At 40.7% G+C, this 17143-nt stretch carries 17 protein-coding genes and 1 pseudogene; 16 read left to right on the forward strand and 2 right to left on the reverse strand.

Annotation, left to right across the window (positions count from 1 at the left end; all coding sequences use genetic code 11):
• Together ACTQWB_RS16285 and tnpA are read right to left on the reverse strand one after the other, a co-directional pair.
• The coding region (locus ACTQWB_RS16285) for a hypothetical protein (protein ID WP_441514616.1) at positions 1-276 on the reverse strand (276 nt) is incomplete at its 3' end.
• Positions 277-449: 173 nt separating this feature from the next.
• Entirely contained in the window at positions 450-869 is a 420-nt protein-coding gene (tnpA, locus tag ACTQWB_RS16290; protein ID WP_441502487.1) for an IS66 family insertion sequence element accessory protein TnpA, read from the reverse strand.
• A 178-nt stretch (positions 870-1047) separates the two neighbouring features.
• Between tnpA and ACTQWB_RS16295 the strand changes: the two genes are divergently transcribed.
• From ACTQWB_RS16295 to fabZ, 16 genes and pseudogenes are all read left to right on the forward strand, one after another.
• Positions 1048-2313, forward strand: a complete 1266-nt coding sequence (locus ACTQWB_RS16295; RefSeq protein ID WP_441502488.1) for an aldolase catalytic domain-containing protein — start codon at positions 1048-1050, stop codon at positions 2311-2313.
• Between the two features lie 2 nt (positions 2314-2315).
• A complete protein-coding gene (locus ACTQWB_RS16300) occupies positions 2316-2933 on the forward strand; it encodes an HAD family hydrolase (RefSeq protein WP_441502489.1) in 618 nt (205 codons plus the stop codon).
• Between the two features lie 182 nt (positions 2934-3115).
• Entirely contained in the window at positions 3116-3451 is a 336-nt protein-coding gene (locus ACTQWB_RS16305) for a hypothetical protein (protein ID WP_441502490.1), read from the forward strand.
• A pseudogene (locus tag ACTQWB_RS16310) lies at positions 3448-3699 on the forward strand (9-O-acetyl-N-acetylneuraminate esterase); the annotation flags it as partial. The gene ACTQWB_RS16305 and the pseudogene ACTQWB_RS16310, both read left to right, overlap by 4 nt.
• Position 3700: 1 nt before the next feature.
• Positions 3701-5677: a DUF6020 family protein gene (locus ACTQWB_RS16315; protein ID WP_441502491.1), complete on the forward strand. Its 1977-nt coding sequence runs from the start codon at positions 3701-3703 to the stop codon at positions 5675-5677.
• Between the two features lie 115 nt (positions 5678-5792).
• Positions 5793-6743 carry a glycosyltransferase family 2 protein gene (locus ACTQWB_RS16320; RefSeq protein WP_441502492.1) on the forward strand — a complete coding sequence of 317 codons (951 nt, stop codon included), beginning with the start codon at positions 5793-5795 and terminating at the stop codon, positions 6741-6743.
• 11 nt (positions 6744-6754) lie between these two features.
• A complete protein-coding gene (locus tag ACTQWB_RS16325) occupies positions 6755-8662 on the forward strand; it encodes a DUF2142 domain-containing protein (RefSeq protein ID WP_441502493.1) in 1908 nt (635 codons plus the stop codon).
• A gap of 32 nt (positions 8663-8694) precedes the next feature.
• Positions 8695-10563, forward strand: coding sequence for a transglutaminase domain-containing protein (locus tag ACTQWB_RS16330; protein ID WP_441502494.1), 1869 nt, complete (start codon positions 8695-8697; stop codon positions 10561-10563).
• Positions 10564-10731: 168 nt separating this feature from the next.
• Positions 10732-11700, forward strand: a complete 969-nt coding sequence (locus ACTQWB_RS16335) for a beta-ketoacyl-ACP synthase III (RefSeq protein WP_441502495.1) — start codon at positions 10732-10734, stop codon at positions 11698-11700.
• A 169-nt stretch (positions 11701-11869) separates the two neighbouring features.
• On the forward strand, positions 11870-12094 hold the full coding sequence (gene acpP / locus ACTQWB_RS16340) for an acyl carrier protein (protein WP_441502496.1): 225 nt from the start codon (positions 11870-11872) through the stop codon (positions 12092-12094).
• Positions 12095-12293: 199 nt separating this feature from the next.
• Entirely contained in the window at positions 12294-13232 is a 939-nt protein-coding gene (fabK, locus tag ACTQWB_RS16345) for an enoyl-[acyl-carrier-protein] reductase FabK (RefSeq protein WP_441502497.1), read from the forward strand.
• Positions 13225-14160 carry an ACP S-malonyltransferase gene (gene fabD / locus ACTQWB_RS16350; RefSeq protein ID WP_441502498.1) on the forward strand — a complete coding sequence of 312 codons (936 nt, stop codon included), beginning with the start codon at positions 13225-13227 and terminating at the stop codon, positions 14158-14160. Before fabK ends, fabD begins: the two co-directional genes overlap by 8 nt.
• A 22-nt stretch (positions 14161-14182) precedes the next feature.
• A complete protein-coding gene (gene fabG / locus ACTQWB_RS16355; protein WP_441502499.1) occupies positions 14183-14923 on the forward strand; it encodes a 3-oxoacyl-[acyl-carrier-protein] reductase in 741 nt (246 codons plus the stop codon).
• A complete protein-coding gene (gene fabF, locus ACTQWB_RS16360) occupies positions 14920-16158 on the forward strand; it encodes a beta-ketoacyl-ACP synthase II (RefSeq protein ID WP_441502500.1) in 1239 nt (412 codons plus the stop codon). The genes fabG and fabF overlap by 4 nt, the downstream gene beginning before the upstream one ends.
• A 15-nt stretch (positions 16159-16173) precedes the next feature.
• Positions 16174-16692 carry an acetyl-CoA carboxylase biotin carboxyl carrier protein gene (gene accB / locus ACTQWB_RS16365; RefSeq protein WP_441502501.1) on the forward strand — a complete coding sequence of 173 codons (519 nt, stop codon included), beginning with the start codon at positions 16174-16176 and terminating at the stop codon, positions 16690-16692.
• A 16-nt stretch (positions 16693-16708) separates the two neighbouring features.
• Complete coding sequence (fabZ, locus tag ACTQWB_RS16370; protein ID WP_441502502.1) at positions 16709-17137, forward strand: 3-hydroxyacyl-ACP dehydratase FabZ; 429 nt, start codon at positions 16709-16711, stop codon at positions 17135-17137.
• Positions 17138-17143 lie beyond the last annotated feature (6 nt).

Raw genomic sequence — 17143 nt, forward strand, 5'->3', positions numbered from 1 at the left:
TAGATATAGCCTGCGGTCAGATACTGTTCCTGAAGAATCCATTTCCTCTAACTGGTATACATACCGGATCCATATGACACATCGCTGTGAAGGAAGGCTTTTCTTAATCTCAGCAAACCATTCATCACGCGCTTTGACCGTATACTCGGTACTATTTTGGTCGAGATACGATCCAAGAGATTCATAACAGTCCCTATGCGACTTTCTACTGCTTGAACACACCTTCTTTTCTTTAAGTAGTGACATTACCTTTTCGACGGTATCAGCATAATTCATGAAATCACATCCTTTCGATTTTAATGCGATTCCATTATCACATAAAATATGTTATCCTCATCTTTTTTGCGAAGAAGAGAGTAAATATCGCTATATCCAGAAAAGATGAGGATAAAAATACTCTGAGGATAAACCGGTCACGATAAAAATGGCATCGACACCGGAGATGTCCGCTAACATGATGACGGACGTATCATCCTAAGGATCTGTTCTAACAGAACAGGGTTAGCGGAATTATTGATCCTGATGGCTACGTCATCCATCACCAGTTCAATCGTATGTGAATTGTCAAGGTGCACCGCAGGTGTTTGTGGTAAAGCCACTGCACCTGCTTCCGGATCATGATCCGGATATATGTCTATCTGGACAACATCCTGTTTATTGGAAGTAAGATCCAGCGCATATGACTTCTTATTAGAAGTATAAGGAATGTCACAGGCTTTTTTGCGGAGCCGTTTCACTGCGTTATAAAAAGAACTGACAACGATTCCATGCTGGTCGCACCAATCACGGTCTGTCATACCACTGCAGCGGCATTCCTGAATGAGTTCAAGCCACTCTTCCTGAGAGCGGCGGGTTCTTAACTGTGCCATAAGATTTCTCCATAAAGTAGTATATTTCTACCTTTAGGTTTATCACCTGGTAGATAGTGTAGTAAAATTTTACTCTTTACTTTATGATAAGATATTTATTGGTAAACGTCAAAGCACCCAATTTTTATACGCTTACGAATATAATATAGATGATATTCCGCAATATGATGGAATGTCTGTGGAAGGTATAAGAGTAGCATTTCATAAAAGAGAAATGGAAAACGCTCTTGAATTCTGTAAAAAATTGAAAGAAAAAGGATATAAAGTATTTGTCCAAGGGATGGTTTCTTTGTCTTATACGGATGAAGAATTTATTGATTTAATTAAAAAAGTCAATAATTTCGAACCTTATGCATTTTATATAGTAGATAGTTTTGGAATGATGAAAGAAAAAGATTTGATACGTCTTTTTTATACAGTTGAGCATAATCTTTCAGATAAAGTGCATGTTGGCTTTCATTCCCACAATAATATGCAGTTGGCATATTCTAATTGCCTTAGTCTGACTCAGGTTCAAAGTAACCGATCAATTATTATTGATGCATCTGTTTACGGAATGGGACGAGGAGCTGGCAATTTAAATACAGAATTATTTACAGAATATTTAAATGAGAATCATAATGCGGATTATAAATTGAAACCGTTGTTGACGATTGTTGATGAAATTTTAGATTCGTTCTATAAGAAAAATTACTGGGGATATTCATTGCCGAATTATATTTCTGCAAAAAATAATGCTCATCCTAATTATGCGAGTTTTTTAGATGATAAAAAAACATTAACTGTAGAAGATATGGAAAATATATTTCAACTGATGGATAACGAAAAAAAGGTTGGATTTGATAAAGCATATATTGAAGAACTGTATACAAGATATCTTGCTATAGGAAAAGTTCAGGATGAACATAAAGATGAACTTTTGAGTTTATTAAAGAATCGAAAAGTTCTTTTGGTTGCACCTGGTAAAAGTTCTGTCGTTGAGAGAGAAAAAATCGAACAATATGCTAAAACAGCAATATGTATTAGTGTGAATTTTAATTATGCTCTTTCAAATTATGTATTTTTGAGTAATTTAAGAAGATATAGGGAAATTGACAAGTCCATATATGGTAAGTGCATAGTTACTTCAAACATTACCAGTGAAGATGTTTATCTTCAAGTAAAATATAGAGATCTTGTGAATGATATAGAAGCAGTAAAAGATAATGCGGGATTAATGGCAGTAAAATTTTTAATGAATTATGGTGTTAAGGAAATTGCTCTTGCAGGATTTGATGGATACTCACACGAAACAGCAGATAATTATGCGGATAAACATATGGAAGTTATTACTAGGAATGCAGTATTAGATGCTATGAATGAGGGCATGAAAAAAGTATTTAAAGAGTATTCCAAGAAAATAAAAATTAGCTTTTTGACTACGCCAAAGTATGTGAAAATATAAAAATGATGAAAACAATAATTTTTGATATTGATGGAACTTTATTTGATACTAAATCAGGTATAATACATTGCCTTAATGATATACTTGATTCATATGGCTGCAAAAAAATTAATGAGAGAGAAGAAGACAAATACATTGGACCTGCAATAAAAGACAGTCTGATAAAGTTTAATGGGTTTTCTGATGAGATTGCAATGGAGGCAACTAGAAAATACCGGAAAAAGTATGTGACTAAATATGTGGGGGAGTCTAGACCATATAAAGGTTTAGAGGATTTGTTAAAATACTTGAAAAAAAATAATTACAGGATTTGCATTGCAACGATGAAAACTAAACCACAGGTTGAAAAGTTATTTGAATTATTCGGTATTTCTGCTTTTTTTGAGTATATTGAAGTAGCAAAGGAAAAAGGTGGATATACCAAAATTAATATGCTTGAAAATATTAAAGCCAAATATCCATATGATAAAATGTTATTTGTTGGTGATACAATAGGGGATTATACTGCTTCAGTTAAAGCGGAGATACCGTTTGTTTATGCTAAATATGGGTATGGAAGGGTGCTTGGGATTAAATGTACTACTATAAATTCACTTTTAGAACTAAGACTGTTACTATAGCCTGTACAGGAAAATAAAGAATAATTTTATTCCCTTGCCCGCCGCCAGCCTGTGTAGTAAAATAAAAACTACATAGACAAGCGGCGGGATTTTTTATTTCAAGTAACTAAACGGAAACGTCTGCTAACACAGACATCACCATGAATGAAAGTCGATTACTCCTGCCTCAGAAAGGAGTTCACATGCCTAAATCCTTCAACACTACCGGTATCTGTATCCCGGAGAAGCATTATATGGTTAATCTGGATGCGCGTTTAAAAGAAATCAAGAAGCTTGTAGATGATGACTGCTATTTTGTGATAAACAAAGCGCGGCAATACGGGAAGACAACTACTCTTCGGGCATTATATAGATATTTACAGGACGAGTACTATGTGATTCTGATGGATTTCCAGACGTTTGGAAATGCGGATTTTCAGAGCGAGGAAGACTTTTCAGCGACATTCGCACATACTTTTTCAGAGCTTTTGGAATACAATGATCTTTCACAGCAAAATAATTTAGAAAAAGCGGCTTAAGATCAAGAACACGTAATCAGAAACGAACGGATGTAATTGTGGATTATCGTGGAGAATAGTTTATTATTGAGATGAAAATATGGCGCGGACAGGAATACAATTGCCGTGGAGAGCAGCTTGTGGAATATTTGGATGCATATCATGTAGATGAGGGTTATATGCTTAGTTTCAATTTTAATAAGAAAAAAGAAATCGGGCTTCACGAACTTACAATTGGAAATAAAAGAATAACAGAGGCTGTTGTATAAAATGACAAAAGAAAAAAATAAATTATTTTTAACAGATATCTACAGACATTTTATCCCCCGGATCCTTTTAAGCCTTACCTGCGCAGGAGTATTAACAGAATACCTGAAGCTTCCAGGCACATCGGTAATTCTGTTTCCCATAGCAGCTGCGTTTTATCTGCTTCAGGAGTATGTCTGGAAAAACAGAGAAGAATTTGGGCAGAAGAAATGGTGGTATTGTCTTTTTTCTCTGGGAATATCAGTGGTATTAGTCGTCTGCAAACATATGGTGATGCAGTTCTACGATTTTTACAGCGATATTACGGCAAACTACATAGAAGAATACACGGGATATGATCTGATTGCTTTCTTGGTGCTTTTGTATGCCTTTATGTTGTTAAGCTTCGGGATGGTTCAGCTGTTTTCATCTACCAGGATATACACTATAATATTCGAAAATGTAAAAGCAGGTGCAAAGAAAAATACAGAAGTAAATACTGGAGGAATTAGTAAAGAAGACATTTCCGGAAAGAATTGTTATGCAGTTGGGATTTCCAGTACAAAATGGTTCATCATTTTAACAATTGTTCTGTTTATTTGTTGGCTTCCTTATCTGATCCTGTATTATCCTGCTATTATATATGGAGATTCAACCATGTCCATAGGGCAGGCTATTGGCAAATGGAAATATGGTGATATGCATCCTTTTATGTTTACGATGTTTGTAAAATTCTGTATATCACTGAGTCATTTGATCGGCAGGGGAAATACATTTGGGTGTGCGATTTATTCTGTTTTGCAAATGTTGTATATGGGCGGTATTTTTGCATATAGTATCTGCTGGCTCCGGAACAAAAATATATCTAAGAAAATCTGTTTTTTCGTATTGCTGTTCTTTGCACTGCCGCGATTCTGGGGACAGCATGCTGTGAGTATGTGGAAAGATCCGATTTTCGCAATGGCAGTTTATTTTTACAGTTTTAAATTGTTTGATCTGATCTATTCCAGAGGGAAAGTCTCAAAAGATAAGAAATATATTTTGCAATGTATGCTCGCCATATTGGTGATGTGCTTTTCAAGGCACAATGGCAAATATGTTGCGTTGTTTTCCCTGATTCTTATGATGGGCTGTGCGCTTATTGGGAAAAACAGATGTGTACTGGGAAAAAGTCTGATATTAGCGACAGTAGCAACTATTGCTTTTTGCTGTGTGATTCAGGGACCAGTATTCCGCCATTTTGGAATTTTAGGAACGGCTGCCGGTGCATATGGAGTACCTTTGCAGCAGGTCGCAAGGACGGTTGTATACGAGGGGAATATTTCGGAGGAAGAAAAAGAGTTTCTGGACAAAATCATGCCATTGGAGAAATACAGGGAAAATTATAGCCCGGGTTTGGTCGACCATATGAAATGGAGCGATGATTTTGATTCCGCCTTTTTCAGGGAGCACCACAAGGAATTCCTGAAAGTATGGCTCTCATTGTTGATCAAAAATCCAAAGCTATATGTGGAAGCCTGGGCGATGGACACCTGTGGCTTCTGGGGGCTTAGTTATTGGGAATTAAACAGTTACACTGGTAATAGTGCGATGGGAGTTCCCAAGGGGCCTAAAATGCTTAAAAAGAATTTTAAAATCCATTCAGGAAGCCTTTTGGGTGAAAATAGTAAGCTGAATGTGAAACTGAAAGAATATTTTTCCCTGGCTACGCCAATGCCGTCAGTGGCTTTATGCCTGTGGATCGCGCTGTTTATGATTCTGTATGCGATCGTAAAGGGAAAATGGCGTTATCTCTTGTTTTTTATTCCCTGCCTGGGAAATATCGCGACGCTGCTTATTGCCACACCTATCTGCTATTGGCCAAGATATGGTTTGTCATCTATCTGCATGCTTCCGGTAAGCCTGCTGTTTCCGTATCTCATAGGAAGAAACGTTACAGCTCATGAGAAGTCCCGGTTTGATTTTACGATAGGCAGTAAAATTAAGGCAACTGTTAAATGATAATTAACTTGTCCGGAGATTTACAGTGTAGTAGAATAAAATAATACGATAAAAATAAAGTTTCGTTATAAACATAAGGAAAAAGGAAAGAAAATGGGAAAGGAAGCACAATAAAATGGATAAAATTGCAGTATTGATTCCCTGCTATAATGAAAGCAAAACAATAGAAAAGGTCGTAAAAGATTTTAAAAAAGCATTACCGGAAGCGATTGTTTATGTGTATGATAATAACTCTACGGATCATACAGACGAGATTGCGCGTAAGGCTGGCGCCGTAGTCCGGTATGAGTATCAGCAGGGAAAAGGTAACGTGATCCGCCGGATGTTCCGTGAAATTGATGCACAGTGCTACATCATGGCGGATGGGGATGACACCTATCCGGCAGAGTTTGCACCTGCCATGGCAAGGAAGGTATTGGACAAAAAAGTGGATATGGTAGTTGGCGATCGTTTATCCTCCACTTATTTTACAGAGAATAAAAGGCCATTCCATAACTTTGGAAACAGTCTTGTACGCAAATGTATCAATCTCATGTTTAATACACAGATTAACGATATTATGACCGGATACAGAGCTTTTAGTTATCAGTTTGTAAAATCATTTCCAGTATTGTCCAAGGGCTTTGAGATTGAAACAGAGATGAGTATTCATGCTGTGGATAAAAATATGTATATTGAAAATGAAGTAATCGAGTACAGAGACCGTCCGGATGGCAGCGAGTCTAAATTGAATACCTATTCCGATGGATTTAAAGTATTGAGAACCATTGCGAGACTGTATCGCAATTATAAGCCCATGGCATTCTTCGGAATTCTTTCAAGTATATTGCTTATTTTAGGAATTGGATTCTTCATACCGGTATTTGTGAAATATCTTGAGACTGGCATGGTTGGAAAAATACCTACGCTGATCGTTTGCGGTTTTGCTGTACTTGGCGCGATTCAGTCTTTGTTTTCAGGTATGATTCTGCAGACCATGGTTCAGAAGAACCGACAGGATTTTGAAATGGAACTGGAGCGGATTCAGGGACAGTATAACAATTTGATAGATAAGGGCATGGAATAAAGGAGAAGTTATTGTTTATCAGGAATAAAATAAGCAGAATTGTGATTGAAGCGGTTCTGGCTGTTGCGATTGCACTTCTGGTGGAACTGGGATTCAACTATCAGGCGATTATTAACGGATACAGCCCTGTTTCAATAAGTGAAAGTACTACGGATTCAGATGGAAAACTGATATATCAGAAAGAATTTGAGGAGCCGGTATATATAAAGAAACTGATCGTGCAAGGAACTGTAAAAAAGAAAAGATATTATAATGTAACCTGTACGGCAATAAATGATTTTGGAAAAGAAGAAACAGTTGAGTTGAAGGAATATATGTATCCGGGGCTGGAAGCGGCTTTTACAAATATTAACAGGAAAATTGTAAAACTGGAGATTGTATTTAAGCGCCCATCCAAGGTAAAACTATCTGGCATTTCTTATTCCAACGAACTTGTTTTTAACAAATATAGAATGTTGTTTTTTGGCCTGGTAAGTTTTCTGGCAATATTACTTATATTTGAAAAACAGTTCATATTAAAAAGAGTATGGCTGTTTTATCTGGTCGGGGCAGTGGGTTTTGGAGGGATAATAGCGATAGATTCCGGTCCATATGCAATATCCTGGGATGAAGAGGTGCATTATGCTACCGTATATAATGCTGATTTTTCATCGGAAGTATCTTTGAATCCAGCTGCACAACTGAATTTTGTGCGAAATAACTGGACGGCAGCAAATTCCTCAGAAGAACAGTATATGATCAGGGAATATCTGGACCAGCTTGCTGGAAATACGGAAGAAACGTATAGCAATCCAAGTTCTTTGAGAAATTATATTACCCATTTTCCTATGATTCTTATGTATCATCTGGCAGAAAGGGCAGGGGCGTCTTATGTGGGCTGTTATATATTAGGGCGACTGGGAAATCTGGTTTTCTGTGCTTTGCTGACTGCAATAGCAATTATTGTTGCTAAAAGAAAAAAAGTATTGATTGCAGCTTTAGGAATGATGCCTACAGTTATTTTCCAGGAAAGCATGTATACTTATGATGGATGGATTTTTTCAACCATCACGCTGGGTGTAGTGCTTTGCATGAATGAACTTGAAAAGGTGCGGGGAAACGAAAATATCAGAAATGTGATTGGGGCAGTGATTCTTCTGGGCATAGGATGTGTTGCAAAGCCTGTGTATTGTCCATTGATTTTACTGATCGTTCCTATTCTGTGGGAGAAAGGAAAGAGGCTGCTTGATACGAAAGTAAAAAAGGCAGCAGGAATATGCGTTGCTGCTCTGGTAGTTTTATTGGCAATTGGTGTAATCGTAATAAAGATAGAGCCATTGCTGGAAAACATATTGACAGGGAATCTGCTCTACGGAGGAGATTCCAGAGGTGGAAACACTGGAATTGTGGGACAGCTTTTGAGTATGTTGGAACATCCTCTGGCAACTGTGAAAATGTTTATCAGGGATATTTTTTCATTTGATAATTTCAGAAATAATGGAGAAACAGCAAATAATACTACTTTGATCTTTAATCAGATGTTCCTGAACTTTTATGTGCTTGGAATGCTAAAAGAAGTATGGGCTTTACTTCTTTTACCGTTACTTCTTTTACTGTTTCTTGTAAAACCTCAGGGTGAAAATACGATATATTATAATTTAAAAAGGAATAGATGGTATTGTATTATAAATGTATTTTTATCTGTTGTTCTGATCTGGCTGGCTATGTATCTGACTTTCTCGCCGATTGGGGCTGGGCAGATCAAAGGTGTACAGGCCAGGTATTTCCTGCCGTTGCTTCTGCCAGTTGCGTTCATTGTGGAAAATGACAGGATAAATATAAAAATATCAAGGGTTCGGTATTACCAAATTGTTCTTGGAAGTAGTTTGCTTTTATGCAGTGAATGTATATATCGTTGTCTGATCGTGAAGAGAGTTTAGAGTGTGTTTAAATGGGAAAAAGAAATTGTTTTTTGGCTTTTTTTATTATGTGTTCCTTTATACTGATTGGTGCATCTGGCTTGTCACAGGTCTGGGCTGGGTATGAGGTTGGATATAATGTTGTAGCAGAAGAATCCGGTGAAATCCTTTCAGGGGCTTTAGCGGATCATGCCAGTGACAACGGCATTGGACTGTTTTCCCTGGAGACTTATACGGACAGCTATGGAGACCAGTTAGATGAAAATGCCAGATGGTTTTATGATCAACTGGTTCAGAATTATGTGACAGAGTATAGCCAGCATTTGGAAAATCTGAGTATTTCTTTTGAATTTCCAAAGTCTATTTCTTTTGAGGCAGTTGTAGAAGATGGTTCTTTCCAGAAAAAAGGCGAAGACTATGAATTGGCAAAAAGCAGGGTGAACAGTGCGATTCAGGCTGCATCGGATGCCTTTTCCTATGATTATCCACAAGCGTTCTGGTTCCGGGGCGGAAGTTATGGATACAGGATCAGCTGTAATTATGATTTGTCTTCTTCTACGGGCTATAGAGCTGTTTTTTCTGGATTCAGTTTTAATCCGGAATCCCGTGAAATAACCACAGGCGCCCATAAAAGAATGGATGCTTTCATGGAAAATGTACAAAAAACGGTGCAGGAATTAAACTCAAGGACAGCAGGGATGTCTCCGCGTCAGAAAATAAAAACCGTCCATGATTATATCTGCCAGAAAGCAGTATACCGGAATGACAATACCATGTGGGTACATACAGCAGCGTCCTTGTTCCTCGATGAGAATCCGGCATTTGTTTGCGAAGGCTATGCCAAATCCATGAAAATTCTCTGTTATTATATGGGCATTAATTGTGCCTGTATCAGTGGAACGGCCAAGGGGACAGCGCAGGGGACGCCAGGTGCCCATATGTGGAATTACATTCAGATGGAAGACGGGAAATGGTATCTGGTGGATGCCACCTGGGATGATGTAGGAGCGAATCCATCAGAGAGATATCTGCTGGTTGGAAGACAGTCAGTAGGACAATTTATTACAATTGGCGAAGAGCGGGTGGAATACACAAGCTTTTCTACTTCGTCAAGCGGGAATAGTTCCCCTGTCTTTATTTTGCCGGTATTGTGGGAAAAAGGATATGGGGAAAAAGAGGAGATTTCAGATGTAACACCAACTGAGACACCTGTACCAACCAGTGTGCCGGTTGCGACTCCGACAAAGGTGCCCGTATCGACCATCACGCCAGAACCGACTTTGACAGCGACGCCAGCGCCGACACGAGTACCTGTGCCAACGGCAATGCCGGTACCAACCCGAGTGCCAGTGCCGACAGCGACGCCAATCCCAAGCGAGAAGCCTGTACCAACGAAAGCACCAGCGGTAACGAAGGCTCCGGCACCAACGAATACACCAGTGCCGGCCGCAGATCCTAAGCCAACAGCCGCTCCGGTTTCAGTCACCTTACAGATCGGTCAGTCATACAAACCATCTGGCAAAATTAAGAAGCTAAGTACTTCCAATAAGAAAATTGTGTTGATTGGCAAAAACAAGAAAATAACAGGTAAAAAAAGCGGAAGAGCTACGGTTACCATCACTTATACCAACGGAAGCCGCAAAACGCTATATGTAAAGGTGCAGAAGGGCATTGTAAAAACAACTGCGATATCCTTAAATAAACGTAGCGTGACCCTTGCGAAAAAGGGGAAAAGTTTTAAGCTGAAAGTAGTACTTACACCAGTAACCAGCCAGCAGAAGGTTACTTATAAAAGCTCCAATCCCAAGGTGGCCACGGTGAATTCGAAGGGAAAAATTGTTGCGAAAAAGAGGGGAACCACTGTAATTACCGTTAAGTCTGGAAACAAAAAAGTAACCTGCAAAGTGCGGGTAAAGAAATAAAAAAATAGAATGTTGCCTGGTGAATACTGTCTGATGCAGGAAGAAAAATCCTGTTCAGGCAGTATTTTTTGTTGACAAATAGAAAATTTATGATATACTTTGATAATCAAACAATTTTAAAACAAAAATAAAAACATAAGGATAAGTAAGGAATACCTGGAGGGTATTATGACTGGAAAAATAAAAGGGACTGGCTCTTACCGGCCAGTTCAGGTGTGGGATAACGATAATCTGTCCCACATGATGGATACAAGTGATGAATGGATCCGGGGACGTACTGGAATCAGACAAAGACACATAGCCGGACAAGAGGAAACAGTGGCGTATATGGCGGCAAGGGCAGCCGAAAAAGCTCTTACAGATGCAGGAATGTGGCCGGAGCAGATTGACCTGATCCTGGTTTCCACGATGTCAGCCGAGAGAATCATGCCCTGTACAGCATGCGAAGTCCAAAAGCTGATCGGTGCGGTTAATGCCACCTGCTTTGATCTGAACGGTGCCTGTACAGGATTTCTTCTGGCGTTAAACACTGCCCAGGCTTATCTGGGACAGCAGATTTACCATCGGGCATTGGTAATCGGGGCAGAAGCGCTGTCCCATCTCACTAACTGGCAGGACAGAAGTACCTGTGTACTATTTGGCGATGGAGCTGGGGCTGTGATCCTGGAAAATGAGGAATCCGCGGTTTACATTCAGGCGACTCATTCTATGGGAAACGGCGGAGAGTCACTTACCTGTGCCAGCCGGAACCGGCCTGAATTTACAGAAACAAGGGCTGATCTTTCGTCCACTTATATGCAGATGGATGGCAAAGAGGTGTTTAAATTCGCTGTTTCCAAAGTGCCGGAAGTAATCCTTGAGGTATTGGAAAAGGCAGGAAAAACAAAAGAAGAAATCCGTTACTACATGCTTCACCAGGCAAACCAGAGGATTGTTTCTTCCGTAGCAAAGCACATGAAAGAACCTTTGGAAAAATTCCCCATGAATATAGAAAATCTGGGAAATACATCTTCTGCAAGCATCCCACTTCTTCTGGATGAATGGAATAAAAAAGGAGAATTAAAAGCTGGAGACTGGGTCGTTCTTTCGGGATTCGGTGGAGGACTTACTTATGGAGCAAGCCTGCTTCAATGGTAAAAACAATTGGCAAATCTTAATTCGGGTCAGAAAAAAGGCTCTGGATTATAGAAAATAAGTAACTGTTCAAATCAATTTGATGTGTCCCATTGACGAAATACACGGCATTTTGTAGATGTTCTGAATAGTTACGAAAAAATATAAGATAGATAAAAAAGGAGAACAAAAAATGTTAGAAAAAATCAAAACAATCGCAGCAGATTCATTAGGAGCAGATGTAAATACAATGACAGCAGAGACTTCTTTCAAAGAAGATCTTGGGGCAGATTCCCTTGATCTTTTCGAGATGGTAATGGCTCTGGAAGAGGAATTTGAAGTAGAGATTCCTACGGAAGATCTGGAGAATATCAAGACCATTGGCGATGTGGAAGTTTATCTTCAGAGCCGTCAGTAATGCTTGGAAAACATAGATAAAATGTAACTGTTCAGAGCTAAGCGGATTTATGTGCAAAAGTGTGAATCATGCTTGCATGAATGAACACTTTTGCACATAAATCCATTTGGCGGATACGCCAAACCGACGAAATGCGAAGCATTTTGGAGGTGGGCTCTGAACAGTTACGATAAAATGAAATTGCAGAATGGAGATTTTCATGAAAACAGAAGTTACGAAGTTACTTGGAATTGAATATCCAATCATTCAGGGCGGCATGGCCTGGGTAGCAGAATATCATCTGGCGGCGGCTGTTTCAGAAGCTGGCGGACTGGGTTTGATCGGCGCGGCAAGTGCTCCGGCGGATTGGGTTCGTGAGCAGGTACATCAGGTAAAAAAGCTTACGGATAAGCCTTTTGGAGTCAATATTATGCTGATGAGCCCGTATGCGGATGAAATCGCAAAGGTAATCGTGGAAGAAAAAGTTCCAGTAGTTACAACTGGAGCCGGAAGTCCGGAAAAATACATGAAAATGTGGAAAGAAGCAGGTGTCAGGATCATTCCGGTCATTGCATCTGTAGCTCAGGCAAGAAGGATGGAGCGCTGCGGCGCAGATGCCGTAGTGGCAGAAGGCTGCGAATCTGGCGGGCATATTGGCGAGACAACAACAATGGTTCTGGTTCCCCAGATTGTAGATGCAGTAAATATACCAGTGATTGCGGCAGGGGGAATTGCAGATGGAAGAGGAATCGCAGCAGCGTTTATGCTTGGTGCCAGAGCTGTCCAGATGGGTACTCATTTTGTGGCAACCACAGAGTGCTGGGCGCATCAGAATTACAAAGATATGATCCTGAAAGCAAGGGACATTGATACCAAAGTCACTGGCCGTTCCACTGGTCATCCGGTACGTGCCCTTCGGAATCAGATGACAAAAGAATACCTGAAAAAAGAGGCAGAGGGAGTTTCCTTTGAGGAACTTGAGAAGATGACTCTTGGAAGTCTGAGGCGTGCTGTGGTGGATGGTGATGTAAAAACTGGAAGCGTAATGGCGGGCCAGAGCGCAGGTCTTGTAAAGGAGCAGATGAGCTGTTATGACCTGATCCAGAAGCTTGTAAAGGAGACGGATGATCTGCTGAAAGGAACTGGAATTTATGAGTAAGATTGCATTTCTTTTTCCCGGACAGGGTGCCCAGAAGATGGGAATGGGGCAGGATTTTTATGAACAATTTCCAGTCGCCAGACAGCTTTTTGATGATGCAAGCCAGTGGCTTTCACTGGATATGAAAGCGCTTTGTTTTGAGAAAAATGACCGGTTAAATTTAACTGAATATACCCAGGCAGCGCTGGTAACCACCTGTCTGGCAATGGAAAAAGTGGTAGAAGAATATGGTCTTCATCCGGATGTAACAGCAGGTTTAAGCCTTGGTGAATACTGTGCGGTTTCTGTGGCAGGCGGAATGAGTGCCAAGGATGCCATAACAACCGTACGGAAAAGAGGAATCCTTATGGAACAGGCGGTACCGGCAGGAGAGGGCTCTATGGCAGCTGTTCTTGGACTCAAAACCCAGGAAATTGAGAGCATTATTGCAGGGACAAAAGCTGAAATTGCGAATTATAACTGTCCTGGACAAATCGTGATTACAGGTCCGAAAGCAGCTGTAGATGAGGCCTCAATAAAGCTGAAAGAATGCGGTGCAAAACGTGTTCTTCCCCTTGCAGTAAGTGGTCCATTTCATTCCTCTATGCTTAAAAATGCAGGAAAAGAATTGGAAAAAGAACTGGACAAAGTGGAATTTACCAGTCTGAAAATCCCATATGTGACCAATGTAACTGCACAGTATATTACAGACATCTGTGCCACAAAAGATCTTCTCACAAGACAAATTTCATCTTCTGTGCTATGGCAGCAGAGCGTGGAACAGATGCTTGCAGATGGTGCGGACACCTTTGTGGAAATTGGTCCGGGAAAAACACTGACTGGTTTTATGCGAAAGATCGCGCCAGAGGTGACAACCTATAATATTCAGAAAGTGGAAGATCTTAAGCTGATTACAAAGCTTGTAAATGAAAAGGCTATGGGAATCTGAATGACAGGAGCAAAAATAAGGCATGAATACAGAGAAAAAAATCGCAGTTGTGACGGGCGCTTCCCGGGGAATCGGGAAAGCAATCGCCATTGAACTGGCCCAAAAAGGAGCATTTGTAATCATCAATTACAATGGCTCAAAAGAAAAAGCAGAAGCAGTAAAAGCGGAAATTGAGAGGCAGGGAGGACAAGCTGTAATCAGCCAATGCAATGTGGCAGATTTTGACGCCTGTGCAGCTTTTATCAAAGAAATAATAAAAACATATGGCCGGATCGACATCCTGGTAAACAATGCAGGGATTACAAAAGACGGACTTTTGATGGCAATGAGTGAGGAAGATTTTGGAAAAGTTGTGGACACAAATCTTAAGGGAACCTTTAACTGCATCCGCCATGTATCACGACAGATGGTGAAGCAAAGAAGCGGCCGGATCATAAATATGGCCTCTGTTGTAGGAATCGGTGGAAACCCCGGACAGGCAAATTATGCAGCTTCAAAAGCCGGCGCGATCGGTCTTACCAAGACTGCCGCAAAGGAACTTGCTTCCCGCGGGATTACGGTAAATGCTGTAGCTCCTGGCTTTATCAGAACGGACATGACAGATGTGCTTCCTGATAAGGTAAAAGAAGAAACTTTGAAGAATATTCCAATGGGAAATTTTGGAGAACCGGAAGATGTGGCGAAGGCTGTGGCATTTTTCGCATCTCCTGAAGCCAGATATATTACGGGGCAGGTTTTGTGTGTAGATGGAGGAATGTTATGAGTAAAAGACGGGTGGTAGTGACTGGATTAGGTGCGGTTACGCCTATTGGAAATAATGTGGAAACATTCTGGGAAAATATAAAAGCAGGCGAGATTGGAATTGGGGAAATTACCAGGTTTGATACGACAGATTTTAAGGTGAAGCTTGCAGCTGAAGTGAAAGATTTTAATGCAAAAGATTATATGGATTTTAAAGCTGCAAAGCGTATGGAACTATTTTCCCAGTATGCAGTGGCAGCTGCGAAAGAAGCACTGGCAGATGCCGGGATTGATATGGAAAAAGAAGATCCCTTCTGTGTAGGTGTGATCGTAGGCTCTGGAATCGGAAGCCTGCAGGCAATGGAGAATGCCGAGCAGAGATTGCTGCAAAGAGGTCCTTCCAAGGTGGATCCGCTTCTTGTGCCCAAGATGATCAGCAACATGGCGGCTGGAAATGTGTCTATTGCAACTGGTGCGAGAGGAAAATGTACCAATGTTGTGACAGCATGTGCATCTGGGACACATTGTATCGGAGATGCTTTTCGGGCGATTCAGTACGGGGATGCTGAGGTTATGCTGGCTGGTGGAACAGAAGGTGCGATCACTCCTGTGGGAGTGGCTGGTTTTACCAATCTGACTGCACTTAGTACCAGTACAGATCCTGCCCGCGCTTCCATTCCTTTTGACAAAGACAGAGGTGGATTTGTAATCGGAGAAGGGGCTGGCGTAGTGGTTCTGGAAGAACTGGAGCATGCAAAAGCGAGAAATGCAAAGATCTATGCAGAAGTGGCTGGATATGGGGCAACAGCAGATGCATATCACATTACTTCCCCTATTGAAGATGGAAGCGGAGCGGCCAGAGCCATGACCGATGCGATGAAAGAAGCCGGGGTACAGCCAGAGGAAATTGATTATATCAATGCACATGGAACGGGAACGCATCATAACGACCTTTTCGAGACCAGGGCAATCAAAGCTGCTTTGAAAGATGCGGCAAAAAAAGTGAAAATTAATTCCACCAAGTCTATGATCGGTCATCTTCTTGGTGCCGCCGGAGGAGTAGAATTTATTGTCTGTGCCAAGTCAATTGAGGAAGGCTTTATCCATCAGACCGTTGGAACCCGCGAGACAGAAGAAGAGCTTGATCTTGATTATTGTATTGCAGGACCGGTACAGCAAAAGGTAACTTACGCCATGAGTAATTCTCTTGGATTTGGTGGTCACAATGCGGTCCTTTTACTGAAAAAGTATCAGTAAGGAGGAAAAAAGACAATGGAATTTGAACAGATTTTGAGTCTGATCGATCATGTATCTGATTCCCGTCTGGAGTCATTTTGTTATGAAAGTGAGGGAATAAAACTTACCTTAAATAACAAAATTGCGCCTGTAATCCTGCCAGGAATGCAGCAGGAAAACGCTCTGTCAGGAATGAAGGTAAGTCATGAAGAAGCAGCATGTGATGAGAGAAAAAACGAAGCTCAAAAGGATTTCAGTAAGCATACAATATCAGCAGATCATAACGGAAAAATTGTTTCGGAATTACAGCCTGTGCCATCTGGAAATATTGTAAAATCCCCTCTTGTAGGAACCTTTTATGCAGCACCCTCTGAGGATGCACCTGCTTTTGTAAAAGTAGGGGATAAAGTAAAAAAAGGACAGGTTCTTGCCATTGTAGAAGCAATGAAACTGATGAATGATATTGAGAGCGATTTCGATGGGGAGATTGCAGAAATTCTGGTAGAAAATGGACAGCCTGTGGAGTACGGCCAGCCATTGTTTATTATTCTTTGATGGAGCTGAGAGAAAAATGAATCATTTAAACATAAAACAGATTGAGGAAATTCTTCCTCACCGTCACCCCTTTCTTTTGATTGATTATATTGAAGATTATGAGCCGGGAGAGTTTGCAGTAGGCTACAAATGTGTGACCTTCCGTGAAGACTTTTTTAAGGGACACTTCCCACAGGAGCCAGTAATGCCGGGTGTCCTGATCGTAGAAGCACTGGCTCAGACTGGGGCGGTTGCCATTCTTTCCAAGCCTGAAAACAAAGGAAAGATCGCATATTTTGGTGGAATTGACAAATGTCGTTTCAAGGGAAAAGTGCAGCCAGGTGACAAGCTGAAGCTGGAAATGAGAGTCATAAAACAAAAAGGTCCCATGGGTGTGGGGCAGGCTGTTGCAACCGTAGATGGAAAAGTTGTAGTGAAGGCAGAGCTTACTTTTATGGTGGGTTAGAGCCTG

The organism is Blautia sp. HCP3S3_H10_2 (genome assembly GCF_052122375.1).
Lineage (GTDB): Bacteria > Bacillota > Clostridia > Lachnospirales > Lachnospiraceae > Blautia_A.

Excerpts from the sequence above, each read along its gene's own strand:
- accB (WP_441502501.1), top strand. The coding sequence starts at position 16,174 with ATGGAATTTGAACAGATTTTGAGTCTGATCGATCATGTATCTGATTCC.
- fabD (WP_441502498.1), top strand. The coding sequence starts at position 13,225 with ATGAGTAAGATTGCATTTCTTTTTCCCGGACAGGGTGCCCAGAAGATG.
- fabK (WP_441502497.1), top strand. The coding sequence starts at position 12,294 with ATGAAAACAGAAGTTACGAAGTTACTTGGAATTGAATATCCAATCATT.
- ACTQWB_RS16315 (WP_441502491.1), top strand. The coding sequence starts at position 3,701 with ATGACAAAAGAAAAAAATAAATTATTTTTAACAGATATCTACAGACAT.
- fabF (WP_441502500.1), top strand. The coding sequence starts at position 14,920 with ATGAGTAAAAGACGGGTGGTAGTGACTGGATTAGGTGCGGTTACGCCT.
- ACTQWB_RS16335 (WP_441502495.1), top strand. The coding sequence starts at position 10,732 with ATGACTGGAAAAATAAAAGGGACTGGCTCTTACCGGCCAGTTCAGGTG.
- ACTQWB_RS16300 (WP_441502489.1), top strand. The coding sequence starts at position 2,316 with ATGATGAAAACAATAATTTTTGATATTGATGGAACTTTATTTGATACT.
- fabZ (WP_441502502.1), top strand. The coding sequence starts at position 16,709 with ATGAATCATTTAAACATAAAACAGATTGAGGAAATTCTTCCTCACCGT.
- ACTQWB_RS16320 (WP_441502492.1), top strand. The coding sequence starts at position 5,793 with ATGGATAAAATTGCAGTATTGATTCCCTGCTATAATGAAAGCAAAACA.
- tnpA (WP_441502487.1), bottom strand. The coding sequence starts at position 869 with ATGGCACAGTTAAGAACCCGCCGCTCTCAGGAAGAGTGGCTTGAACTC.
- ACTQWB_RS16305 (WP_441502490.1), top strand. The coding sequence starts at position 3,116 with ATGCCTAAATCCTTCAACACTACCGGTATCTGTATCCCGGAGAAGCAT.
- fabG (WP_441502499.1), top strand. The coding sequence starts at position 14,183 with ATGAATACAGAGAAAAAAATCGCAGTTGTGACGGGCGCTTCCCGGGGA.
- acpP (WP_441502496.1), top strand. The coding sequence starts at position 11,870 with ATGTTAGAAAAAATCAAAACAATCGCAGCAGATTCATTAGGAGCAGAT.